The following is an 18,629-nucleotide window of genomic DNA, read 5'->3' as shown; positions in this document are numbered from 1 at the left end:
GGGCGCTGGGTCTGATCACCAGCGCAACAGCCTGCCCCCGGCCAGCGCCCCGAGACCGGCCGACAGGCCGATGCCGCAGCCATACCAGGTGATGTAGAACAGCGGGTGATCCTCGGTGCAATGCAGCGCATAGGCGGCGGTGGCGATGCCGCCACAGGCCAACCCGGCCAGCGCCCCCGACAGATGCGGCGTGGTGCTGGCACCGCGCCGCAGGGCAAAGAGGCTGATCGCCAGCGGCAGGGCCGACAGTGTCACGATCGCGGCCAGGCATTGCGGCAATGTCTGGCCGATCAGTGCGCCGCCCCAATCGGCCCGGGGTGTGACGGCCAGCGCCCAGAGCCACAGGGCGGCGGCCAGCAGCGGCGCCAGCACCCCCCCGGGCCAGATCAGGCCAGAGGCCGGGGGCGCACCCGGTCGGGCCCGGCGCAGCGCCGCCGCCCCGGCAGGCAGCGCCAGCAGCAGCGGCAGCAGCGATTTCGCCAAGAGCAGCGGCTGCACCAGGATTGCCGCCAGATCGGGCCGCAGCCCGAGCGCCCAGAGCATCGGCACCGCCGCCAGCGCCAGCCCCGCCAGCGCCAGCCCCGGAATGGCCCGGCTGTTCAGTGGGGTGGCGGCAGCGGCGGCGGCCAGTCTCTGGATCAGGTCTTCGGTGCTCATGGCTCTCCCCTGCGGCCCAGTTCGGCCAGACGTTTCAGCGCGCGGTGCAGCACCACGCGCACGGCCCCGTCCGACAGGTTCAGCCGCGCGCCGACCTCGGCCACGGGTTCTTCGCGCAGCGAAATCGCGCGCACCACATCGGCGGCGCGCGGATCCAGCTGAGAGATCAGCGCCTCGGCATCGCGCAGCGCCAGCGGGTCGGGGCCTGCGGGCCCTTCCAGCACCTCGGCAAAATCCTCGATCGGCAGATGCAGCGCCCGGCCCCGGCGGCGGAAGGCATCCACCACCTTGTAGCGGGTGATCGCATAGATCCAGGGTCGGATCGGCTGATCCGGGGCCCAGGTGTGGCGCTTGTGATGAAGGGCGAGCAGAACCTCCTGCACGATATCCTCATGGCTGTCAGGGGGCAGCGCCTGGCCGCGCGCCCGGATGATCCGGCGCAGAACCGGCGTGACCGCATGCAGGAACCGGGCATAGGCCTGCCCGTCCCCCGCAATGGCCGCCCGCATCAGCCCGGCCCAGTCGGTGTCGCTGTTCTGCATCTTGCCTTTCACTTCGCCGCCGCGGGCCCCGTGTTACAGCAGGATGGCGCGCATGCGTAAAAATTGTCTGCGCCGGGCCTGCCCATCATGCGAAAGTGGTTTCCGGGCTGTCATGGTCTTGGGAAGATGCGGGGCGTATCCTTATGGCGCTGCGGATGTCATGCTGTGGGCCTTGCCTGATTTCATCCCGTTGCGCCTGCGCGACGTGAGACCTGTATTGTGGAGGTGCTGATGGCACAGATCATTTCATTGCCGACCCCTTATGCCGATGGCCCGGAAATGCGGTTGAATTCCACGACCGCAGGGGCACAACACAGCCCCGATATCATGGTGCTGGCAGATGGCCGCCAGATCATCACCTGGTACTCCTCATCACAGTCCGGACGATATGGTGTCCTGCAGGACCGGGACGGGACTGTCCTCGCAAGTGAATTCCTTGCCAGCAAGGGCAGCGGGCTGATCGTGCCGGGCGGCGACGGATACGCGCGGTTCCGCGTGTCCTCCTGGGAGCTGGAAGTGCAGTTCTTTCAGGCAGATGGCAGCGTGGACGGAGAGCCGGTGAAAATCCAGATCGGCCCGTTTCCACCGCCGGACTTCCTGTCTATCGTGGCCCCCACGGTGTCGCCGCTTGCCGATGGCGGCTTTCTGGTCACCTGGATGGTGTGGGAAGACCATATGGGGCCGCGCAATACCTTTGGCATGCTGGTGGATGCCGATGGCAGCCAACGTTCCGATATCTTTGCGGGCAGTGTCGCGCAGACGGATATGACAGCCCTTGCTGACGGCCAGATCCTGGAAACCTGGACCGACCGGAGTGCCGGGGGTGGGGTGTTCATGCGGTTGCGGGATGCCGACGGGGACCCGCTTGGCGAGGCTGCCTTGGTCGGGGACTATATCTTTGATGATCCATCCGTGGCCTTTCCCGATGTCACGGTTTTGCCGGATGGAGGGTTTGTTCTTGCCTGGCGGAGCAGTTATTTCAATCCGGTGACGCATATACAGGCCTTTGACGCGCAGGGGGTGGCCGAAGGGGCCACATTCGATGCCCGCAGTCCGGCGATAACGGTCCTGCAGGGCGGCGGTTTTGTCGTCGCGTCGACCGCCGCATCCGGTGCGCAGATTTCCGCCCAGATATACGATTCAGACAGCAATGCAGTCGGTGACCCGCTGACATTGCCCGGGCGCTCTTTGACGGCGCTGGAGGATGGCGGATTTGTCGTGGTCTGGACGGCCCCCGATGGGTCCCTGTCCGGCGTTTTTGCGCAGGTCTTTTCGGGTGAAGGTACCGCCTTGGGGGCCGCTTTTCGGGTCAACAGCCACAGCCAGGGCAATCAGAACGCATTTGTGGTCACCGCGCTTGAGGGAGGGGCCTTCGAAGTGGCCTGGGTGTCCGATGGGCAGGATGGCTCGGGCACCGGCATTTACGCACAGGTGTTCGGCCGCAACGATATTCCGGCGGGGTCGGTCGAGATTGCCGGAGACGCTGTGCTGGGGCAGATTCTGGAAGCGGATGTCTCCTCCATCACGGATGGTGACGGGATTTCAGCGGGATCCTGGCAGTTTCAATGGTATCACGACGGTGTTGCGATCGCAGGGCAGACCAGCGCCACCTATGCCCTCGCGTTGGAGGATCTGTTCACCCAGATCTCTGTGCGGGCCCGGTATACCGACGGGCACGGGACCGTCGAGCTTCTGCACAGCGATGCCGTGGCGCCTGTGGCGGGGGGGCCCGTCGTGGCGACGCGGCTGGGTGATGGCACCACGGGTGAAGACGGTTCGGGGGCGGTTGTCCTGATGCGGTTGGCGACACGCCCGGTCAGTGACGTCATGCTGAGTTTTTCTGTGTCGGATCCGTCGGAAGCTGTCGTGGAAACCGCAAATCTGGTTTTTGATGCCGAAAACTGGGACCAGTGGCAAGAGGTGCATATCCGGGGTCTTGATGATTACCGCGATGATGGGGCCGTGGTCTTTGATCTTCTGACTGCGGTGGTCTCTTCGGATCCCGCCTATGACGGGTTGGTCGTTGCCCCGGTCGGGCTCAGCAATCTGGACGATGGGCAGGACAGTCCCGTCATCTGGACGGGAGGCCCGGGGGCTGATCTGCGGCGCGGCCTCAATGGCAGCGACCGGCTGTATGGGGCCGGTGGAAATGACACGCTGACAGGCGGTATCGGGGCAGATTCGCTGTATGGCGGCGATGGCGATGACCTGCTCAGGGGGCAGGACGGGCAGGACCGGCTTTACGGTGGCACCGATGATGATGACCTTTATGGGGGCGGTTCGGGGGACCGGCTCTATGGCAATGGCGGGGATGACACCCTGAGAGGGCAGGCCGGAGACGATGCACTCTATGGCGGCGTCGATGATGATCGGCTGCTGGGGGAAGACGGGGCTGATGAGCTGTTCGGCGGGGCAGGCCAGGATCGCCTGTCCGGTGGGGACGGACAGGACAGGCTGCGGGGCGGGGCCAATGCGGATCTGGTCTCTGGTGGCAAGGGGCAGGACAGCCTCTATGGCGATGATGGCAATGACACGCTGAACGGGCAGACCGGTGGCGATACCCTGTATGGCGGCCTTGGCGAGGACCGGCTGACGGGGGATGCGGGCCATGATGAGCTGTTCGGCGGGGCAGACAGGGACCGTCTGTCCGGCGGGACCGAGGATGACAGTCTCTATGGCGGATTGCAGGCGGATACGCTGCTCGGCGGGGCTGGAAACGATGCGCTCTGGGGGGGCGGCGGTCGGGACGAATTCCATTTCGGCAGGACGTCGGGACGAGACGTGCTGCATGATTTCGTCATCGGCAGTGATGTCGTCGTCATTTCCGGGCTGGCGCGTGGATTTGAGGGGCTGACCATCCTGGACCAGGGATCGCGCGCCGTTGTGCTGGTCGGTACGGGAGGCACCCGTCTGACATTCGAGAATGTCGATGCGCAAGAGCTTGGCGTTGCGGATTTCCTGTTTATCTGACCCGGGCACGAGGGGCGGATGAACACCAGTTCGTGACCGTCTGTAACGCGTGTAATGCCGGGGGGCTGGGCGGCGAATGGATCTTCGGAGGCCCGGACATGAGGTCCGGCCCATATCCCGGAGGACGATCCATGAAGATGACCACTGCCCTTAGCCTGACGGCTTCGCTGGCCACCGCCCTGACCCTGGCCGCAGGCCAGGCGGCCGCCGAGGGCGAGATGGAAAAATGCTATGGTGTGGCCATGGCGGGCCAGAATGACTGCGCGGCGGGCCCCGGAACCAGCTGCGCGGGCACCGCGACCAAGGATTATCAGGGCAATGCCTGGAAGCTGGTGCCGGCGGGCACCTGCACCACCATGCAGACCCCGCATGGCATGGGCAGCCTGGAGCCGGTCAAGATGTGAGACCGCAGGCCGGGGGACAGCGGATCCCCCGGCCACATTCCCCCCTCTTTCCCCGATCACCCCACCCTTCTCCGATCAGAGGTGCTGCCATGCTGCCTGCCCCTGCTTCCACCTTGCCCCCGCTGCCCGGCCTTGGCTTCAAACCCGAACATTTTGCAGCCATCCGCGGCCTGCGCCCGGCGCTGGGGTTCTTTGAGGTGCATGCCGAGAATTACATGGGGGCGGGCGGGCCGCCCCATGCCATGCTGGCGGCGCTGCGTGCCGATTACGGCCTGTCGCTGCATGGGGTGGGCCTGTCGATCGGCGGCCTGCCGGTTGCGGGCGCGCGCGGGCTGGACCCGGCGCATCTGGCCCGGCTGCGCGCACTGGTGGACCGCTATCAGCCCGAGAGCTTTTCGGAACATCTGGCCTGGTCCAGCCATGGCGCGGCCTATCTGAACGATCTGCTGCCGCTGCCCTATACGCCCGAAACCCTGACGCTGGTCTGTGACCATATCGATCAGGTGCAAGAGGCGCTGGGGATGCGGATGCTGCTGGAGAACCCCTCCACCTATCTGCTGTTCGCGCAATCCAGCATTCCCGAAACGGCGTTTCTGGCCGAGATCGCCCGGCGCACCGGCTGTGGTCTCTTGCTGGATGTGAACAATGTCTTTGTGTCCTGCACCAATCACCGGCAGGATCCGCGCGCCTATCTGGATGATTTCCCGCTGCACGCCGTGGGCGAGATCCATCTGGGCGGCCATGCGGCCGAGGCGCTGCCTTCGGGGCCGCTGCTGATTGATGCGCATGACAGGCCGGTCGCCGATCCGGTCTGGGCGCTTTATGCAGAGGTGATCGCGCAGATCGGCGCGCAGCCGACGCTGATCGAATGGGACAATGATCTGCCCGACTTCCCGCAGCTTCTGGCCGAGGCGGCCCGGGCAGGGGGGATTCTGGCGGCGGCAGGTCTGGCGGCGGCGGATCTGGCCGCCCGAGGGGGGCCGCGTCATGCCGCTGCCTGCTGAGCCACCTGCCGGTCACGCCGGGTTTCTGGCGGCGTTTCAGGCCGGGCTGGTCCAGGGCGGACTGCCGCCCGGGATATGCGCCTCGGCCCCGGAGGAGGCGGCGCTGCGCTTTGCCGTCTATCGCAATACGGTGACGCAGAGCCTGTCGCGGGCACTGGCCAGCCGTTTTGCGGTGATCGCGCAATTGCTGGGGGACGAATTCTTTGCCGCGCTGGCACCGCTGTTCAGCACCGCCCATCCGCCACAGAGCCCGATCCTGCATCAATGGGGTGCCGAGTTTCCGGCGTTTCTGGCCGGGTTTGCGCCGCTGGCGGGTCTCCCCTATCTGGCCGATGTCGCCCGGCTCGAACTGGCGCGCGGGCAGGCCTATCATGCCGCTGATGGGGCAGCCCTGGGCCCGGCGGATCTGGCGCAGCTGGCGGCGCGCGCCGATGTGGCCCGCGTGGCGCTGCACCCTTCGGTCACGCTGTTGCGCAGCGCCCATGCCATCGTGTCGATCTGGGCCCGGCATCAGCCGGGCGGTGGCGCGGATCCGGTGGATCCTGCGGTGCCGGAAGTGGCGCTGATCCTGCGCACGGCGGCGCAGGAGGTGCCGGTCTGGCGGCTGGCACCGGGCGATGCGGCCTTTGTCGCGGCGCTGCTGGCCGGGGCACCGCTGATGCAGGCGGGGGCTGCGGCGCAGCGCGACCAGCCCGGCCATGATCCGGGCGCGATCCTGCTGCGGCTGGCGCGGGCGGGGGTGCTGGTGGCACCTCCCTCTGACCCCCTTCCCCTTTCTGGAGACACACCATGATCCGCCCCCTGCTGATCCGGTTCAACCGGCTCTGTGCCGCCCTGCCCTGGGATCTGCCCGCCCTGCTGCTGCGGCTGTTTCCGGCGGCGGTGTTCTTCGCCTCGGCCCGTACCAAGGTGGAGGGGCTGCGCATCACCGAGGCCACCTATGTGCTGTTTGAATACGAATATGCGCTGCCGCTGATCCCGCCGCACTGGGCGGCGGTGCTGGCCACGCTGGCCGAACATGTGCTGCCGGTGCTGCTGGTGCTGGGGCTGGCCACGCGCGGCGCGGCGCTGGCGCTCTTGGTGATGACGCTGGTGATCCAGACCTTTGTCTACCCGGAGGCCTGGGTGACCCATGGGCTCTGGGCGGCCTGCTGTCTGGGGCTGATCGCTGCCGGGCCGGGGCGGCTGTCGCTGGACCATCTGCTGGGGCTGGAGCCGGCCCCGGACGGCAGACCGCCCCTTGTGGCGGCAGGGCGTGGTCTGTAACCCTTTGTAAAGGGTTGCAGGGCAGGATCGGGCCACGGTCCCGGAGGCCCGCCCATGTGCGGAGGAGTGATGCGGCTTTATACCTGGCTCAACCGGCTGTTTCCGCGCAGCTTTACCGCCAAGATGTTTCTGCTGGCCTTTCTGGGCATCCATCTGCCGCTGATCGTGCTGATCGGCAAGGTGCTGATCGGGGCGGGGCCGCTGTCGGCGCATCTGGATGTGCTGCTGCTGTTGCTCGCCGCGACCTTGCTGGGCACCGTGGCCACGCTGCTCGCGTTGCGGGCGGTGATGCAGCCGCTCTACCGGATCGAAACCACGCTGCGCCTGTTCGAGGCCGAGGGGGCGGCACCGCTGCTGCCCGGCGAGTTTCAGGATGAGGTGGGGCGGCTGATGGCGCGCACCAACCGGCTGATGCTGGCGGTGGGGCAGCGGCTCGATGCCAGCACCCGGGCGGCCGAGACGGATCCGCTGACGGGTTTGCTGAACCGGCGCGGGCTGGCGCGGCAGGTGAGGGGGCCGGTGCGGGGCGGGCTGCTTTATCTGGATATCGACCATTTCAAGGCGGTGAATGACGATCTGGGCCATGCCATGGGCGACCGGGTGCTGCATGATGTGGCCGAGGCGATCCGGGCGGCGCTGCGGCAGGGTGATCTGTCGGCGCGGCATGGCGGCGAGGAATTCGTGATCCTGCTGCCGGGGGCCGGGCCGGAGGTGGCGCAGAGCGTGGCCGAACGGCTGCGCCAGGGTGTGCATCGGCAGGTGCAGGCCGGGGCGCAGCCGGTGAGCGTGTCGATCGGGGTTGCCGCCAGTGCCGAAGAACGGCCGCTGGCCACGCTGCTGGCCATGGCCGAAGCCGCCTGCCGTCAGGCCAAGGCCGAGGGGCGCAACCGGGTTGTCGCGCAAAGCCGGATCCCCCCGCCCGAGGGCCGGGACAGGTCGGACTTCGACCGGGTGGAGGCCGACGGGCCGGAGCGTCCTCAGATCCGGGCGGCCCAGACCCGGTAACGGCTTTGGCCGGTGATCTCGCGGATCAGGCCGCGCGCCTGCATCAGATCCAGATTGCGCTGCACGGCGGCGCGGCTCGCGCCGCTGTCGGCCATGGCCAGCGGCACGGACAGGGCAGGCCAGCTGATCAGCGCGGCCTGCATCGCCTGCGGCGTGCGGCCCTGAAGATCGGCCAGCGCTGCCGCCGCCCGGTCTTGCCAGGCGCTCAGCCGGGTCAGATGCGCCAGCGCGCTGTGGCAGGCGGCCTCGGCCCCGCGCAGCCAGCCCGCCAGCCGGGCCTCGGCGCTGCCATGGGCGCGCAGACCCGCTGATCCCGCCAGCGCCAGTGGCAGGAACAGCGCCCCCGCCTCGGGCGGCAGGCAGCTTGCGCCATGGCGCGCGGCCAGAATGGCGGCCTCGATATCGCCGGTCGGGCCGGGGCGCAGCAGCCGGGCGGCATGGAACAGCAGGCAGGCCTGCACCAGCGGATGCAGCCCGCCCATCGGTGCCATTACCTCGGCCAAGGCGGCGGCGCTGCCGCTCTCTCCCGCCGCGCGGCCCAGAAAGGCGGCAAGCCCGGCCTGCCAGCCCCCGGCATCTGGCGGCGGCCCACCCATCAGCCGCCGCGCGGCCCAGCCGGCCCGGGCCAGCGCCTGCGCATCCTGCTGCGCCCCGGTCAGCCGCAGGCCGAGCCACAGCGCCAGGCGATCTGCGGCGATGCGCTCGCCCGCCCACCAGCCCAGATCCGCCACCTCCAGCAGGGCCAGCCGCTGCGGCCAGCCCGCGGGCGCGCCGCGCATCCGTTCGCCCAAGATGCCGAAGCGCAGCGCCAGCGCGGCCAGATCAGCGCTTTGGGCCGCCTGCGCCCGCTGCCATTCGGCGGGATCGAACAGCGGGATCGGTGGCGCGGCGGCCACAGGAAAGGCGGGGGTGTCGTCTTCGGCCTCGGGTCCGGGCAGGAACCACAGATCCGCCCCGGCGCTGTCATCATCGCCGGGCCAGCCGTCATCATCGGGCTCAGGGCCAGTGTCAAACCGGGGGAAGGGAGAGGGGGGCAGGGCCATCCCGCCACTATGCCGGGGAAGCCCGCCGGACCCAAGCGCAATTGCCGGGGTGCGCGGCGGGCGCGCGGTTTACAGCAGCAGATCGTCGGCCAGAACGCTGGGCGCCCCGGTCAGCGTGATGCGGAAATCGGCTTGACGGTCGCCATCCAGATCCGCCACCAGCTGCACAAAGCCCTTGCCGCTCAGCAGGCGCAGTTCGCCGCCCGCGCCGGTAAAGGCCCCGCGCCCCAGGAACTCCAGCGCCTGATGGCCCGCCAGACCGGCATCGGCATCCAGGGCCGAAAGGTCGATCACATCGCCCTGGGCCGCGCGAAAATCGGTGATCGTATCGCCCCGCGCCGCCGCCGCATTGGCAAAGACGAAGGTATCGCCGCCCGCGCCGCCGGTCAGGCGATCCGCCCCGGCCCCGCCCGACAGCGTATCGGCCCCCGCGCCGCCGGTCAGCACATCCGCCCCGGCGCCGCCACTCAGCCGGTCATTGCCCGCGCCGCCCAGCAGGCTGTCCGCCCCGGCATCGCCCGACAGGGTATCGGCCCCGGCCCCGCCGCTCAGCCGGTCGGCCCCGGCGCCGCCTTGCAGCAGATCCGCGCCGCCCCGGCCATTCAGCGTGTCATTGCCGCCCAGACCGCGCAGCGTATCGCCAAAGGCGGTGCCCAGATGGGTATCGGCCCCGGTGGAGCCTTTCACCAGATGGCCCTCGGCCCAGAGGTGATCGAGGAGCGGCTGCGCATCGACGCTGTTGCCATCCGGCCCGCCGCCCATCAGCCCGGCCACGATTGCATGCACATCCCCCGCCACGCCCGGTGCATTGTCGATGCCGAGCCCGTCAATGGTGATGGCGGTCTGCACGCCATGGATCAGCCCGCCCTTCAGCGCCAGATCCTCCGCCGTCGCATCCCAGGCCTTGCCCAGCGTGGCCAGACGGATGGTGTCGATCGTGCCGCTGACCGTGTGGTTGGAGAAGGTATAGAGGAAATCCTCGCCATCCAGCACTACCACGCGGGTCTGGGCCTCGGCCCCGGCCACCGGCGTGTCCAGATGCAGGATCTGGGTGGTTTCGCGGCTGCCGGTCGGTTCCAGGAACCAGGGCATCTGATAGGGAACGAAATCCGCGAAATAGCTGGCCAGGGCGGCGGTGAAATTGACGCCCTTGCCAGTGGCCGGATCGGCGGTCAGGGTGATGCGGAGGGTCATGGTCTGTCCTTTCCAGAGCTGCGATCAGAAGCGGATCGACAGCGATGCCTGCATGTTGAGTCCGGGCGCGGGCTGGGTTTCGAGATGGGGTGTATAGGTGTCGTTCAGCACATTGTTCACCGACAGCGCGAGCAGGGCGCTGTCGCCCAGCGGCCGGGTCAGGAACAGATCCAGCGTGGTCCAGCTGCCCGCGCTCAGATCACCTGCGGTCTTGGCGGCAACGGTGGTCAGGCGGGCACCGATCTCGTCATCCGCGCCGCGCCGCAGCCCGGCGGTCAGCACCAGCCGGTCGGGGGCCACGCGCGACAGCTCTGCTCCGGTATCGAGGTCGATGCCGCGCAGATGCTGGGCCGAGACCGTGGCGAACAGCCCGTCGCGTTCGTAATCGGCCTCCAGCTCCAGCCCTTCGATGCGCACGCGGTTGATGTTCTGGTATTGGTAATAGCCGGTGAAGACCGAGCCGACCCAGACCATGCCGATGTAATCGGACACGGTGTTGCGGAACAGCGTGGCGCGGGCGGTCAGCTGATCGCCCTCGGCCAGCAGGCTGTCGCCGCTGTAGCTCAGGCCCAACTCGGCCGAGGTGGCGCGTTCGCCCTTCAGGTTCGGGTTCGGGCGCACCGCGAAATCGGCGGGTTCGGGATGGCTGCCATCGACCAGAGATTCACTCAGCGCGGGCGGGCGATACCCCTGGGCCAGCGCCAGATGCAGGGTGAGCGTGTCGCTGAGCGGCTGATCCAGCGCGAGGCGCGGTGACAGGCTGGTGCCGCTGTTGCCACCGGCCGCGCTGCGCAGGCTGTAGCCTTCGGCGGCCAGACCAAAGCTCAGCGTGCTGTCGCCCAGCTCGATGCGGTCGGTGGCGCTCAGCCCCCAGACCCGGCGCTGGCCCGAGGGGGTGAGGCTGGCCTGCGCGCTGTCGCGGGTGGTCACCTTGTCCTCGAAGGCCTCCAGCCCCAGCGTCAGCTCATGCGCGGTCGCGCCCAGATCGAACAGCGCGTGGTTCTGCACCCGCAGGCCGGTGGTTTCGGTGCGATAGGCGCGGCTCTCGCCGGTGGGGGTCAGGCTGGTATCGAGGCTGGTCTGATCCAGCTCCATGCCGCTGCGATAGAGCGTGGTCTGCAGCGCCAGCAGATCGCTGTCGGGATCATAGACATGATCGAGCACCAGCATGCCGCTGCGTAGATCGGTGTCGCGTGGCACCGAGGTCTGCCGCCCGGTGATATAGCTGCGGTCAAGCAGGCTGCCGCTCAGGGTCAGGCTGTGATCGGCATCGGGACGCCAGCCGAATTTGAGCAGGCCCGACTGGCTGCGCTGCCCGGCGGGCACCAGATTGCCATCACCGTCGCGGTAATCGCCGGTCTCGCTGCGGGTGGCGGCAAAGGTCAGATCGGCATCCGCGCCAAGCTGGCTGGCCCAGGCGGCATGCAGGGTAGGGCTTCTGGACAGGCGGCCATAGCGCAGCCGCAGCTCGCCGCCCTGGGTTTCGCCTGCCGGGATCAGATCTTCGGCGCTGACACTGCGCAGCGCCACCGCCCCGGCAATCGCCCCGGTGGCCGCCCCCGGTCCGCGCGTCACCGTGGCCGAGCGCAGCATTTCGGGATCCAGCGCAAAGCTGCCATTCGCGCCATGACCGGCGCGGGCGAAGTTCTGCCGCGCGCCATCAAGGGTGACGGCGACACGGCCATGATCCTGCAATCCGCGGATGTTCACCGCCGTTTCGGCCTCGGCGGCGGATCCGCCCTGGGTCGTCACCCCCGCCATGTCGCGCAGCAGGCTGTCGAGCCCGCGCGGCTGCGCCCCGGTTTCGGTGGTGCTGGTGGCGGTGGGATTGGTGGCGGTGGGGGCCTCGTCCCGGGCATTGCGCAGGATGATCGCCTCCATCACCACCTCCTGGACCGGCTCTTGCTGGACTGGCTCTTCTGCCCGGGCCATCGGCGCCAGCAGCGGCGACAGGATCAGGACGGGCAGGATCAGCGCCGGAAGCAGGCTCCGGTCAGCGGGCGCAGGGGGCGATGTGCGGGGCATGGCATCCATCCGGTCTCGGGCAGACCCTGACGGGCAGGGGCCTGCGAAAGGGCAGGGGCGGGGCACCCGTGAGGGCACCCCGCCCGCAGGCAGGGGTCAGACGAGGAACAGGCCGTCCGACAGATCGGCCTCGGTCAGGCCCAGCAGGGTGATCGCCACGCGGCCATGCGCCAGCGTCACGCCTTCATCGGTTTCGGTGATGGCGAAATCCGCCAGCCCGGCCACGCCCATGCCGCTGACATCCAGACGGTCGGTGCTGGTGTCGAAATCGGTGACGGTGTCGCGCCCGGCCGAGGCGCCGAACACGAAGACATCTGCGCCCGCGCCGCCGGTCAGCCGATCAGCCCCGCCCGCGCCGGTCAGCCGGTCATTGCCGGCCCCGCCCGACAGGATATCGGCCCCGGCGCCACCGCCCAGACGGTCATCGCCGCTGCCGCCGTGCAGCGTGTCGCTGCCGCTGCCGCCCAGCACGACATCCCGGCCGCGCCCGCCCAGCAGCAGGTCATTGCCGCCATTGCCCTGCAGATTGTCATTGCCGGCATTGCCGAGCAGCACATCGTCCAGCCCGTAGCCCGCCATGGTATCGGCCCCGGCAGAGCCGGTGAATTCTACCGCATTGTCCTTGATCAGGTCATAGAGCAGCCCGGCATCCAGCGTGCGCGCCGCGCTATAGGCCGCATAGACCTTGTTGGTGGCGGTGTCATTGCCCGCGCCGGGGGCGGCGGTCAGATCGAAACCCTCGATCACCAGCCCTTCGGCAAAACCGCGGATCAGCCCGGCCTCTCCGGTGCCCTGCGTGCCGGTGGTGGTGCCCTCGACCCAAGCGCCGAAGGTCACACGGTCCAGCGTGCCGCTGATGCCATGGCCATAGCTCGCGCCGTGGTGGATCATGTCATAGGCCAGATCCTCGCCTTCCAGCAGCACGGCGGCGTCGGCGGGGGCCTCGGCCCCTTCGGCGGTCAGCCGGGCCAGAACCTGATCGCCATTCATGTAATAGGTGCCGCCAAAGGCGCGGTCAGGTGTGCCGCCGTAAAAGCTGGTGGCAGCGCTGGCGAAGCCTGCGAAATAATCGGTGATATAGGTGGCGAAGTTCACGCCCGAAGTGGCGCTCGCGTCGATGGTCAGCGTCATGTCTCTGTCCCGTCCGTCAGGGGTGAAACATGCTGACTGGCGGGAGAGCGGGCTGCATGTGGATGCGGTGGGGATAATTAAGCTTAGTTAATTTGTCAACAAATTACCCGCACCCCTCTGCGCCCGGTCAACCCACCATCTGTGGCAGCACGAACAGGCCCTGCGCCGGGGTGGTGTTCAGCCGCATCGCACAGCCATAGGCCTGCGACAGCGCCGCCTCGGTCAGCACGGCGGCGGGCGGGCCTGCGCCCAGCAATGCACCATGGCCCAGCAGCACGACCTCATCGGCAAAGCCCGCCGTCAGGTTCAGATCATGCATCACCGCCACCACACCGCCGCCCGCATCGGCAAAGGCCTGGGCGCGGCGCATGACCAGCACCTGATGGCCGATGTCGAGACTGGCCACCGGCTCGTCCAGGAGCAGCCAGCGCGGGCCTTGCGGCCCGACCGGCTGCCAGACCTGCGCCCGCGCCCGCGCCAGATGCACCCGCGCCTGTTCGCCACCCGACAGGCTGGTCACGATGCGCTGGCCGAACCCGGCCAGACCGACCTCGGCCAGCGCCGCCTCGATCAGCCCCGGCTGCGCGGCGCAATCGCCCGCCTCCTGCCCCATGCGCAGCAGATCGGCCACGCGGAACGGAAAGGCCAGCGCCAGGCTTTGCGGCAGCACCGCGCGCAGCCGGGCCAGCCGGGCCGGGGCCATGCCGCGCAGCGCCAGCCCGTTCAGCCGGACCTCGCCCATGTCGGTCTCGCCGGTCAGGGCGCGCAGCAGCGTGGTCTTGCCCGCGCCATTCGGCCCGACGATGGCGGTGATCCGGCCGGGGGCGGCGGTGAACTCCAGATCGCGGATCAGGCTGCGCGCGCCATGGCGCAGATGCAGGTTGCGGGCCTCGAGCATGTCACACCTCGCCTGCGCGGGCGCGGCGCAGCAGGATCCACAGGAACACCGGCGCCCCCAAACAGGCGGTGATGATGCCGATCGGCAGTTCGGCGGGCGGGGTGATGGCGCGGGCGATGACATCGGCCCCGATCAGCAGCGCCGCCCCCAGCAGAGCGGCGCGCGGCAGCAGGGTCCGGTGATCCGGCCCGCCCGCCAGCCGCAGCAGATGCGGCACCACGATGCCGACAAAGCCGATGCCGCCCGCGATGGCGACCGCAGCGCCGATGGCCGCCGCAACCGACAGCACCGTCCAGCGTTTCAGCCGCTCCACCTCGATGCCCATGTGCTGCGCCGGGGCTTCGCCCAGCGACAGCGCGTTCAGGCCGCGCCCCAGCCGGGGCGACAAGAGCAGCACCGGCAGGATCAACGGGGCAGCGACGGCCAGCCGCTGCCAGCCGATGCCGGAGAGCGAGCCCATGTTCCAGAAGGTCAGGTCGCGCAGCTGCTGGTCATCCGCGATCTGGATCAGCAGCCCGGTCAGCGCCCCGGCCAAGGCGGCCAGCGCGATACCGGCCAGCAGCATGGTGGCGACCGAGGTCTGCCCGCCTGCGCGAGACAGGTGCCACAGGATCAGCGTGGCCCCCCAGCCGCCCAGAAAGGCCGCGACCGGCAGCAGATGGGCGCCGACCGTGGCCAGCAGGCCCAGAGGCAGCAGCCCGCCCAGCACGATGGCGGTCACCGCGCCCAGCCCGGCCCCGGCGCCCACGCCGATCAGCCCCGGATCGGCCAGCGGATTGCGGAACAGCCCCTGCATCAGCGCGCCCGAGACCGCCAGCGCCGCCCCGACCAGCGCCCCCGCCACCAGACGCGGCAGGCGGATGCCGGTCAGCACCACCCAGTCGCGCGCGGCCACACCCTCGCCCGACAGGGCCGCCCCCAGCATCCGCAGCGGGGACACGCCCGAGGATCCGGTGGTCAGCGCCAGCAGCGCCATGGAGGCCAGCAGCAGCCAGAGCAGCGGCAGAACCGGCAGCGGCCACAGCCGGGCGGGAAGGGGTGGGGCCGGAAAGGATTGGCCCGTCATGGCTCAGCCCCCGTAGAGCGCGTCATGCAGCGCCTGCGCCGCCTCGGGGGTGCGCGGGCCAAAGCCCAGCAGCTTCAGCCCCTCCATGCGGATCAGCGTGCCGGTGGTGGCGGCGGGCGTGCCGGACAGCGCGGGCATCGCCCAGAGATCGGCCTCGGCGGTGGCGTGATCGCCGCCCCGGTCCATCATCAGGATCGCATCGGGGGCGGCGGCCAGCACCGCCTCTTCGGTGACGGGTTTGTAGCCGTCAAAGCCGGTCAGCGCATTGTCGGCCCCGGCCAGCGCCAGAATGGCCTCGGCGGCGGTGTTCTGGCCTGCGGCCATGATGCGCCCACCCTGCAAGGACAGGATGAACATCACCCTCTTGCGCGGGGCCGGAATCGCGGCGGCGCGGGCCTCGGCCGCTTGCAGCGCGGCACTGACCCCGGCGGCCAGCGCTGCCCCTTCGGCGGGGCGCGCCAGCGCCTCGGCCACGGTGGTGATCCGCCCGGCGACGCCTGCGGCATCATAGGCCCCCGGCACCTCGATATAGGCAAGGCCGGTCGCCTTGAGCTGTTCCACCACTTCGGGCGGGCCGGCATCCGGGTCGGCCAGGATCAGATCGGGGTCCAGCGACAGCACGCCTTCGGCAGAGAGGGCGCGCAGATAACCGACATCGGGCAGCGCCTGCACCGCCGCCGGATAGGTGGAGGTGCTGTCGCGGCCGACCAGCCGGTCCGCCGCGCCGAGGGCGGCGGCGATTTCGGTCACCGTGCCCCCCAGGGCGACCACCCGCTGCGGCTCGGCCCCGGCCGGGGCGGACAGCAGCAGCAGAAGGGCGAGAGCCGCGCGGATCATGCGGGCACCACCTCGGTTTGCGGCGGGGTCTGCGGCGCGGGGGCCCCACTGGCCAGACCGCGCGCCATGGCATTCCACTGATCTACCCCTTCGGCGCTTTCTTCGCTGGCGCGTTTGGGGAACATCTGCAGGATCAGCTCGCCCGCCGCATCAAAGGCCTCGATCGAGACGGCCGGGCCGCGGCGCGTCGGTTTTTCCACCAGCCAGACCTCGGCGATGTGATCCGCGCGCAGATGCAGGTTGAAGCGCGGATCCAGCACATTGATCCAGGGGCCCATCGGCACGATGCGCTGCACCGGGCCGGAATGGATCTGGATGCAGCCGCGATTGCCGACAAAGATCATGATCGGAAAGCCGCCCGCCGCCGAAGCCTCCAGCGCCCGCGTTACCGCATCGCGCGCCAGCGCCTGCGCATGGGGCGCCCCCGCCAGCCGGTAGGCGCCGAGCCGGTTCATCTTGTGCTGTTTGATGATGCGCACGAATTGATGGGTATCGGTCATCGCGGCCCAGTCGGCCAGCAGCGCCTCGCGCCGGGCGGGATCGGCGCGCGGGCCTTCCGGGGCCGGGGCCGGGGTGGTGAAAACGGTGTCGGCCTGATCGGGCAGGCGCAGCGCCGCGACCAGCGCCGCAAAGGCTGCCACATCGCTTTCCGGTTTCAGGAACACCTTGTGGACTGCCTCGCCATGCGCATCGAACACCTGCAGGCTGCGCTTCACCGCGCCCTCCTCGCCGGGTTCCTCCACCGCAAAGGCCGTGGCCCAATGCGCCGGAAAGATGCGCAGGTCGATCTCGTCACCCAGCACGATGGCGGCACTGCCGCCGCCGCCAAAGCCGGTATAGGTGCCGCGCCGTTCATGCACGGCGCTTTCATTGCGGGTCAGCGCCATCACATCGCCAAGCGCCTCGATCATCGGCACCAGCCGCGTGGGGGCCGGGTCGATGCAGGTGGCGCCATGGCCGACATGGGCGGCCACGAGGGCGGCTTCGGTCAGACCATTGGCCTGTGCGAAGTCACGGGCGCGGGCCTTGGCGGTTTCGGCGCGCAGGGCGCGGATCTCGGTCGGGGTCAGGGTCATGTGTCTTCCAGCCAATGCAGGGGCAAATGCGATGCGAATGGGCCTGACTGGCGGGGGGCCTTGCGGGCCCATGGCTGGCGGCATGTGCCCGCCGGGGGCGGGCACTGCTGTTCTGATAGGCGCGGCCACGGGGGCGATGCAAGAGGTGCGCGCATCTGTTGATGAAAAAACTCAGGAAAAAGTGCCGCCCTCCGTTCGGCAAAGCCCGTCACAGCCCGGCAAAGAAGGAAGACCTGAACCCGCCGCCCGTTTGCGCCGGGCAGAACATTCTTTGCCGGGTCGGTGCCGCGTGGCATCGTGGAGGCCCTATTTCCCAATTTTTCATGACGCATATGAGGGTATCCGATGACCTACAAACTCATCTTCACCGCCAGTAACGGCACGCTGGGCTACGAGCTTTACACCACCGACGGCAGCGGCCTTGCGGCCGAGTTGGTGGGCGATCTGTTCCCGGGGGCCTCGAACGGGCTGGGCAGCATCGAGACGGCCCTGCTGGGCGAGACGGTGTTCTTTCTGGGCAATGACGGCGTGGCAGGGTTCGAGCTGTTCACCACCGATGGCACCGCCGATGGCACGGTGCGGGTGGCCGATATCAACTTTGGCCCCAACTCCTCGGCCCCCTATGCCCTGACAACCGTGGGCGACACGGTGTATTTCGCCGCCCATGACAGCATCAATGGCTATGAGCTGTGGCGCAGCGATGGCACCGAGGCGGGCACGGTGTTGGTGAAGGACATCCTGCCGGGGGCCAACAGCTCCAACCTGAACAGCCTGACCGCGCTGAACGGCAATCTGATCTTCTCGGCCAGTGATGGCATCAATGGCACCGAGCTGTGGATCTCGGATGGCAGCGAATTCGGCACCTTCATGCTGAAGGACATCAATCCGGGCGGCGGCTCGGGCAATGTGACCACCAACAAGACGGCGGTGCTGGGCGATCAGCTGTTCTTTTCGGCCAATGATGGCAGCAGCGGGCAGGAGCTGTGGGTGACCGATGGCACCGCCGACGGCACCCTGCTGCTGAAGGACATCAACCCGGGCGCGGGCACGTCAAACCCGAACAACTTTTTCGCCCATGACGGCGTGATGTATTTCACTGCCTTCACGGCGGGCAGCGGCTTTGAGCTCTGGCGCTCCGATGGCACGGCCAATGGCACCCAGGTGCTGAAGGACATCAACCCCGGCGCAGGCAGCTCGTCTGTCAACGGCTTCACCAGCGCGGGCAGCAAGCTGTTCTTCACCGCCAATGACGGCAGCAGTGGTACCGAGCTCTGGGTGACAAATGGCAGCGGCGGCGGCACCAAGCGGGTGCTGGACATCCTTGGCGGCGCGGGATCGTCAATGTCCGGTGGGCAGGGGCAGATCGCCGCCTTGGGCGATACCGGCCGGGTGATCCTTGCCGCCAATAACGGCACGCTGGGGCAAGAGCTGTGGATCTCGGATGGCAGCACCGCAGGCACCAGACTGCTCAAGGACATCAACCCCGGTCTGACCGGGGCCTCGATCAGCAG

17 protein-coding genes (1 of these 17 cut by a window edge) are annotated in these 18,629 nt (G+C 68.8%); 7 read left to right on the top strand and 10 right to left on the bottom strand.

All coding sequences use genetic code 11. The annotated features are described in order from the left end of the window. Positions 1-15: 15 nt before the first annotated feature. The gene (locus KM031_RS21880; protein WP_215507013.1) at positions 16-657 is read right to left on the bottom strand and encodes an NrsF family protein; all 642 of its coding nucleotides are present in this window, start codon (positions 655-657) and stop codon (positions 16-18) included. Next, positions 654-1,199: a sigma-70 family RNA polymerase sigma factor gene (locus tag KM031_RS21875; protein ID WP_215507011.1), complete on the bottom strand. Its 546-nt coding sequence runs from the start codon at positions 1,197-1,199 to the stop codon at positions 654-656. The genes KM031_RS21880 and KM031_RS21875 overlap by 4 nt, the downstream gene beginning before the upstream one ends. 231 nt (positions 1,200-1,430) lie before the next feature. On the opposite strand from KM031_RS21875, the gene KM031_RS21870 reads away from it, so the two are divergent. From KM031_RS21870 to KM031_RS21845, 6 genes are all read left to right on the top strand, one after another. Continuing rightward, a complete protein-coding gene (locus tag KM031_RS21870) occupies positions 1,431-4,169 on the top strand; it encodes a hypothetical protein (protein WP_215507008.1) in 2,739 nt (912 codons plus the stop codon). Positions 4,170-4,300: 131 nt separating this feature from the next. Next, the gene (locus KM031_RS21865) at positions 4,301-4,573 is read left to right on the top strand and encodes a BufA1 family periplasmic bufferin-type metallophore (RefSeq protein ID WP_370879112.1); all 273 of its coding nucleotides are present in this window, start codon (positions 4,301-4,303) and stop codon (positions 4,571-4,573) included. An 89-nt stretch (positions 4,574-4,662) separates the two neighbouring features. Then, the gene (bufB, locus tag KM031_RS21860) at positions 4,663-5,577 is read left to right on the top strand and encodes an MNIO family bufferin maturase (protein ID WP_215507006.1); all 915 of its coding nucleotides are present in this window, start codon (positions 4,663-4,665) and stop codon (positions 5,575-5,577) included. Further along, positions 5,561-6,370 carry an HvfC/BufC N-terminal domain-containing protein gene (locus tag KM031_RS22640; RefSeq protein WP_215507004.1) on the top strand — a complete coding sequence of 270 codons (810 nt, stop codon included), beginning with the start codon at positions 5,561-5,563 and terminating at the stop codon, positions 6,368-6,370. Before bufB ends, KM031_RS22640 begins: the two co-directional genes overlap by 17 nt. Continuing rightward, a complete protein-coding gene (locus tag KM031_RS21850; protein WP_215507002.1) occupies positions 6,367-6,843 on the top strand; it encodes a DoxX family protein in 477 nt (158 codons plus the stop codon). Before KM031_RS22640 ends, KM031_RS21850 begins: the two co-directional genes overlap by 4 nt. A 69-nt stretch (positions 6,844-6,912) precedes the next feature. Then, positions 6,913-7,848, top strand: coding sequence for a GGDEF domain-containing protein (locus tag KM031_RS21845; protein WP_215507000.1), 936 nt, complete (start codon positions 6,913-6,915; stop codon positions 7,846-7,848). Here KM031_RS21845 and KM031_RS21840 read toward each other — a convergent pair. The 8 genes from KM031_RS21840 to KM031_RS21795 form a co-directional block, all read right to left on the bottom strand. Further along, a complete protein-coding gene (locus KM031_RS21840) occupies positions 7,821-8,891 on the bottom strand; it encodes a hypothetical protein (protein WP_215506998.1) in 1,071 nt (356 codons plus the stop codon). The two genes, KM031_RS21845 and KM031_RS21840, sit on opposite strands and share 28 nt — an antisense overlap. 69 nt (positions 8,892-8,960) lie before the next feature. Further along, positions 8,961-10,085, bottom strand: coding sequence for a calcium-binding protein (locus tag KM031_RS22635; protein ID WP_215506996.1), 1,125 nt, complete (start codon positions 10,083-10,085; stop codon positions 8,961-8,963). A 24-nt stretch (positions 10,086-10,109) separates the two neighbouring features. Continuing rightward, complete coding sequence (locus KM031_RS21820; RefSeq protein WP_215506994.1) at positions 10,110-12,110, bottom strand: TonB-dependent receptor domain-containing protein; 2,001 nt, start codon at positions 12,108-12,110, stop codon at positions 10,110-10,112. Between the two features lie 96 nt (positions 12,111-12,206). Continuing rightward, positions 12,207-13,241: a calcium-binding protein gene (locus KM031_RS21815; protein WP_215506992.1), complete on the bottom strand. Its 1,035-nt coding sequence runs from the start codon at positions 13,239-13,241 to the stop codon at positions 12,207-12,209. A gap of 127 nt (positions 13,242-13,368) precedes the next feature. Beyond that, positions 13,369-14,139, bottom strand: a complete 771-nt coding sequence (locus tag KM031_RS21810) for a heme ABC transporter ATP-binding protein (RefSeq protein ID WP_215506990.1) — start codon at positions 14,137-14,139, stop codon at positions 13,369-13,371. Between the two features lies 1 nt (position 14,140). Continuing rightward, positions 14,141-15,205 carry a FecCD family ABC transporter permease gene (locus tag KM031_RS21805; RefSeq protein WP_215506988.1) on the bottom strand — a complete coding sequence of 355 codons (1,065 nt, stop codon included), beginning with the start codon at positions 15,203-15,205 and terminating at the stop codon, positions 14,141-14,143. Positions 15,206-15,208: 3 nt separating this feature from the next. Further along, complete coding sequence (locus KM031_RS21800; RefSeq protein WP_215506986.1) at positions 15,209-16,042, bottom strand: heme/hemin ABC transporter substrate-binding protein; 834 nt, start codon at positions 16,040-16,042, stop codon at positions 15,209-15,211. Continuing rightward, on the bottom strand, positions 16,039-17,118 hold the full coding sequence (locus tag KM031_RS21795; RefSeq protein WP_215506984.1) for a hemin-degrading factor: 1,080 nt from the start codon (positions 17,116-17,118) through the stop codon (positions 16,039-16,041). The genes KM031_RS21800 and KM031_RS21795 overlap by 4 nt, the downstream gene beginning before the upstream one ends. Positions 17,119-17,463: 345 nt before the next feature. Between KM031_RS21795 and KM031_RS21790 the strand changes: the two genes are divergently transcribed. Further along, on the top strand, positions 17,464-18,629 hold the 5' portion of the coding sequence (locus KM031_RS21790; protein ID WP_215506982.1) for an ELWxxDGT repeat protein. The gene runs 991 nt beyond the window's last position; only the first 1,166 of its 2,157 coding nucleotides appear in the window; the start codon lies at positions 17,464-17,466; its stop codon lies beyond the right edge, outside the window.

The organism is Gemmobacter fulvus, from assembly GCF_018798885.1.
Taxonomy (GTDB): domain Bacteria; phylum Pseudomonadota; class Alphaproteobacteria; order Rhodobacterales; family Rhodobacteraceae; genus Gemmobacter; species Gemmobacter fulvus.
Note: the sequence above shows the minus strand (reverse complement) of the source record. Positions and strands in the feature narration are given on the sequence as shown.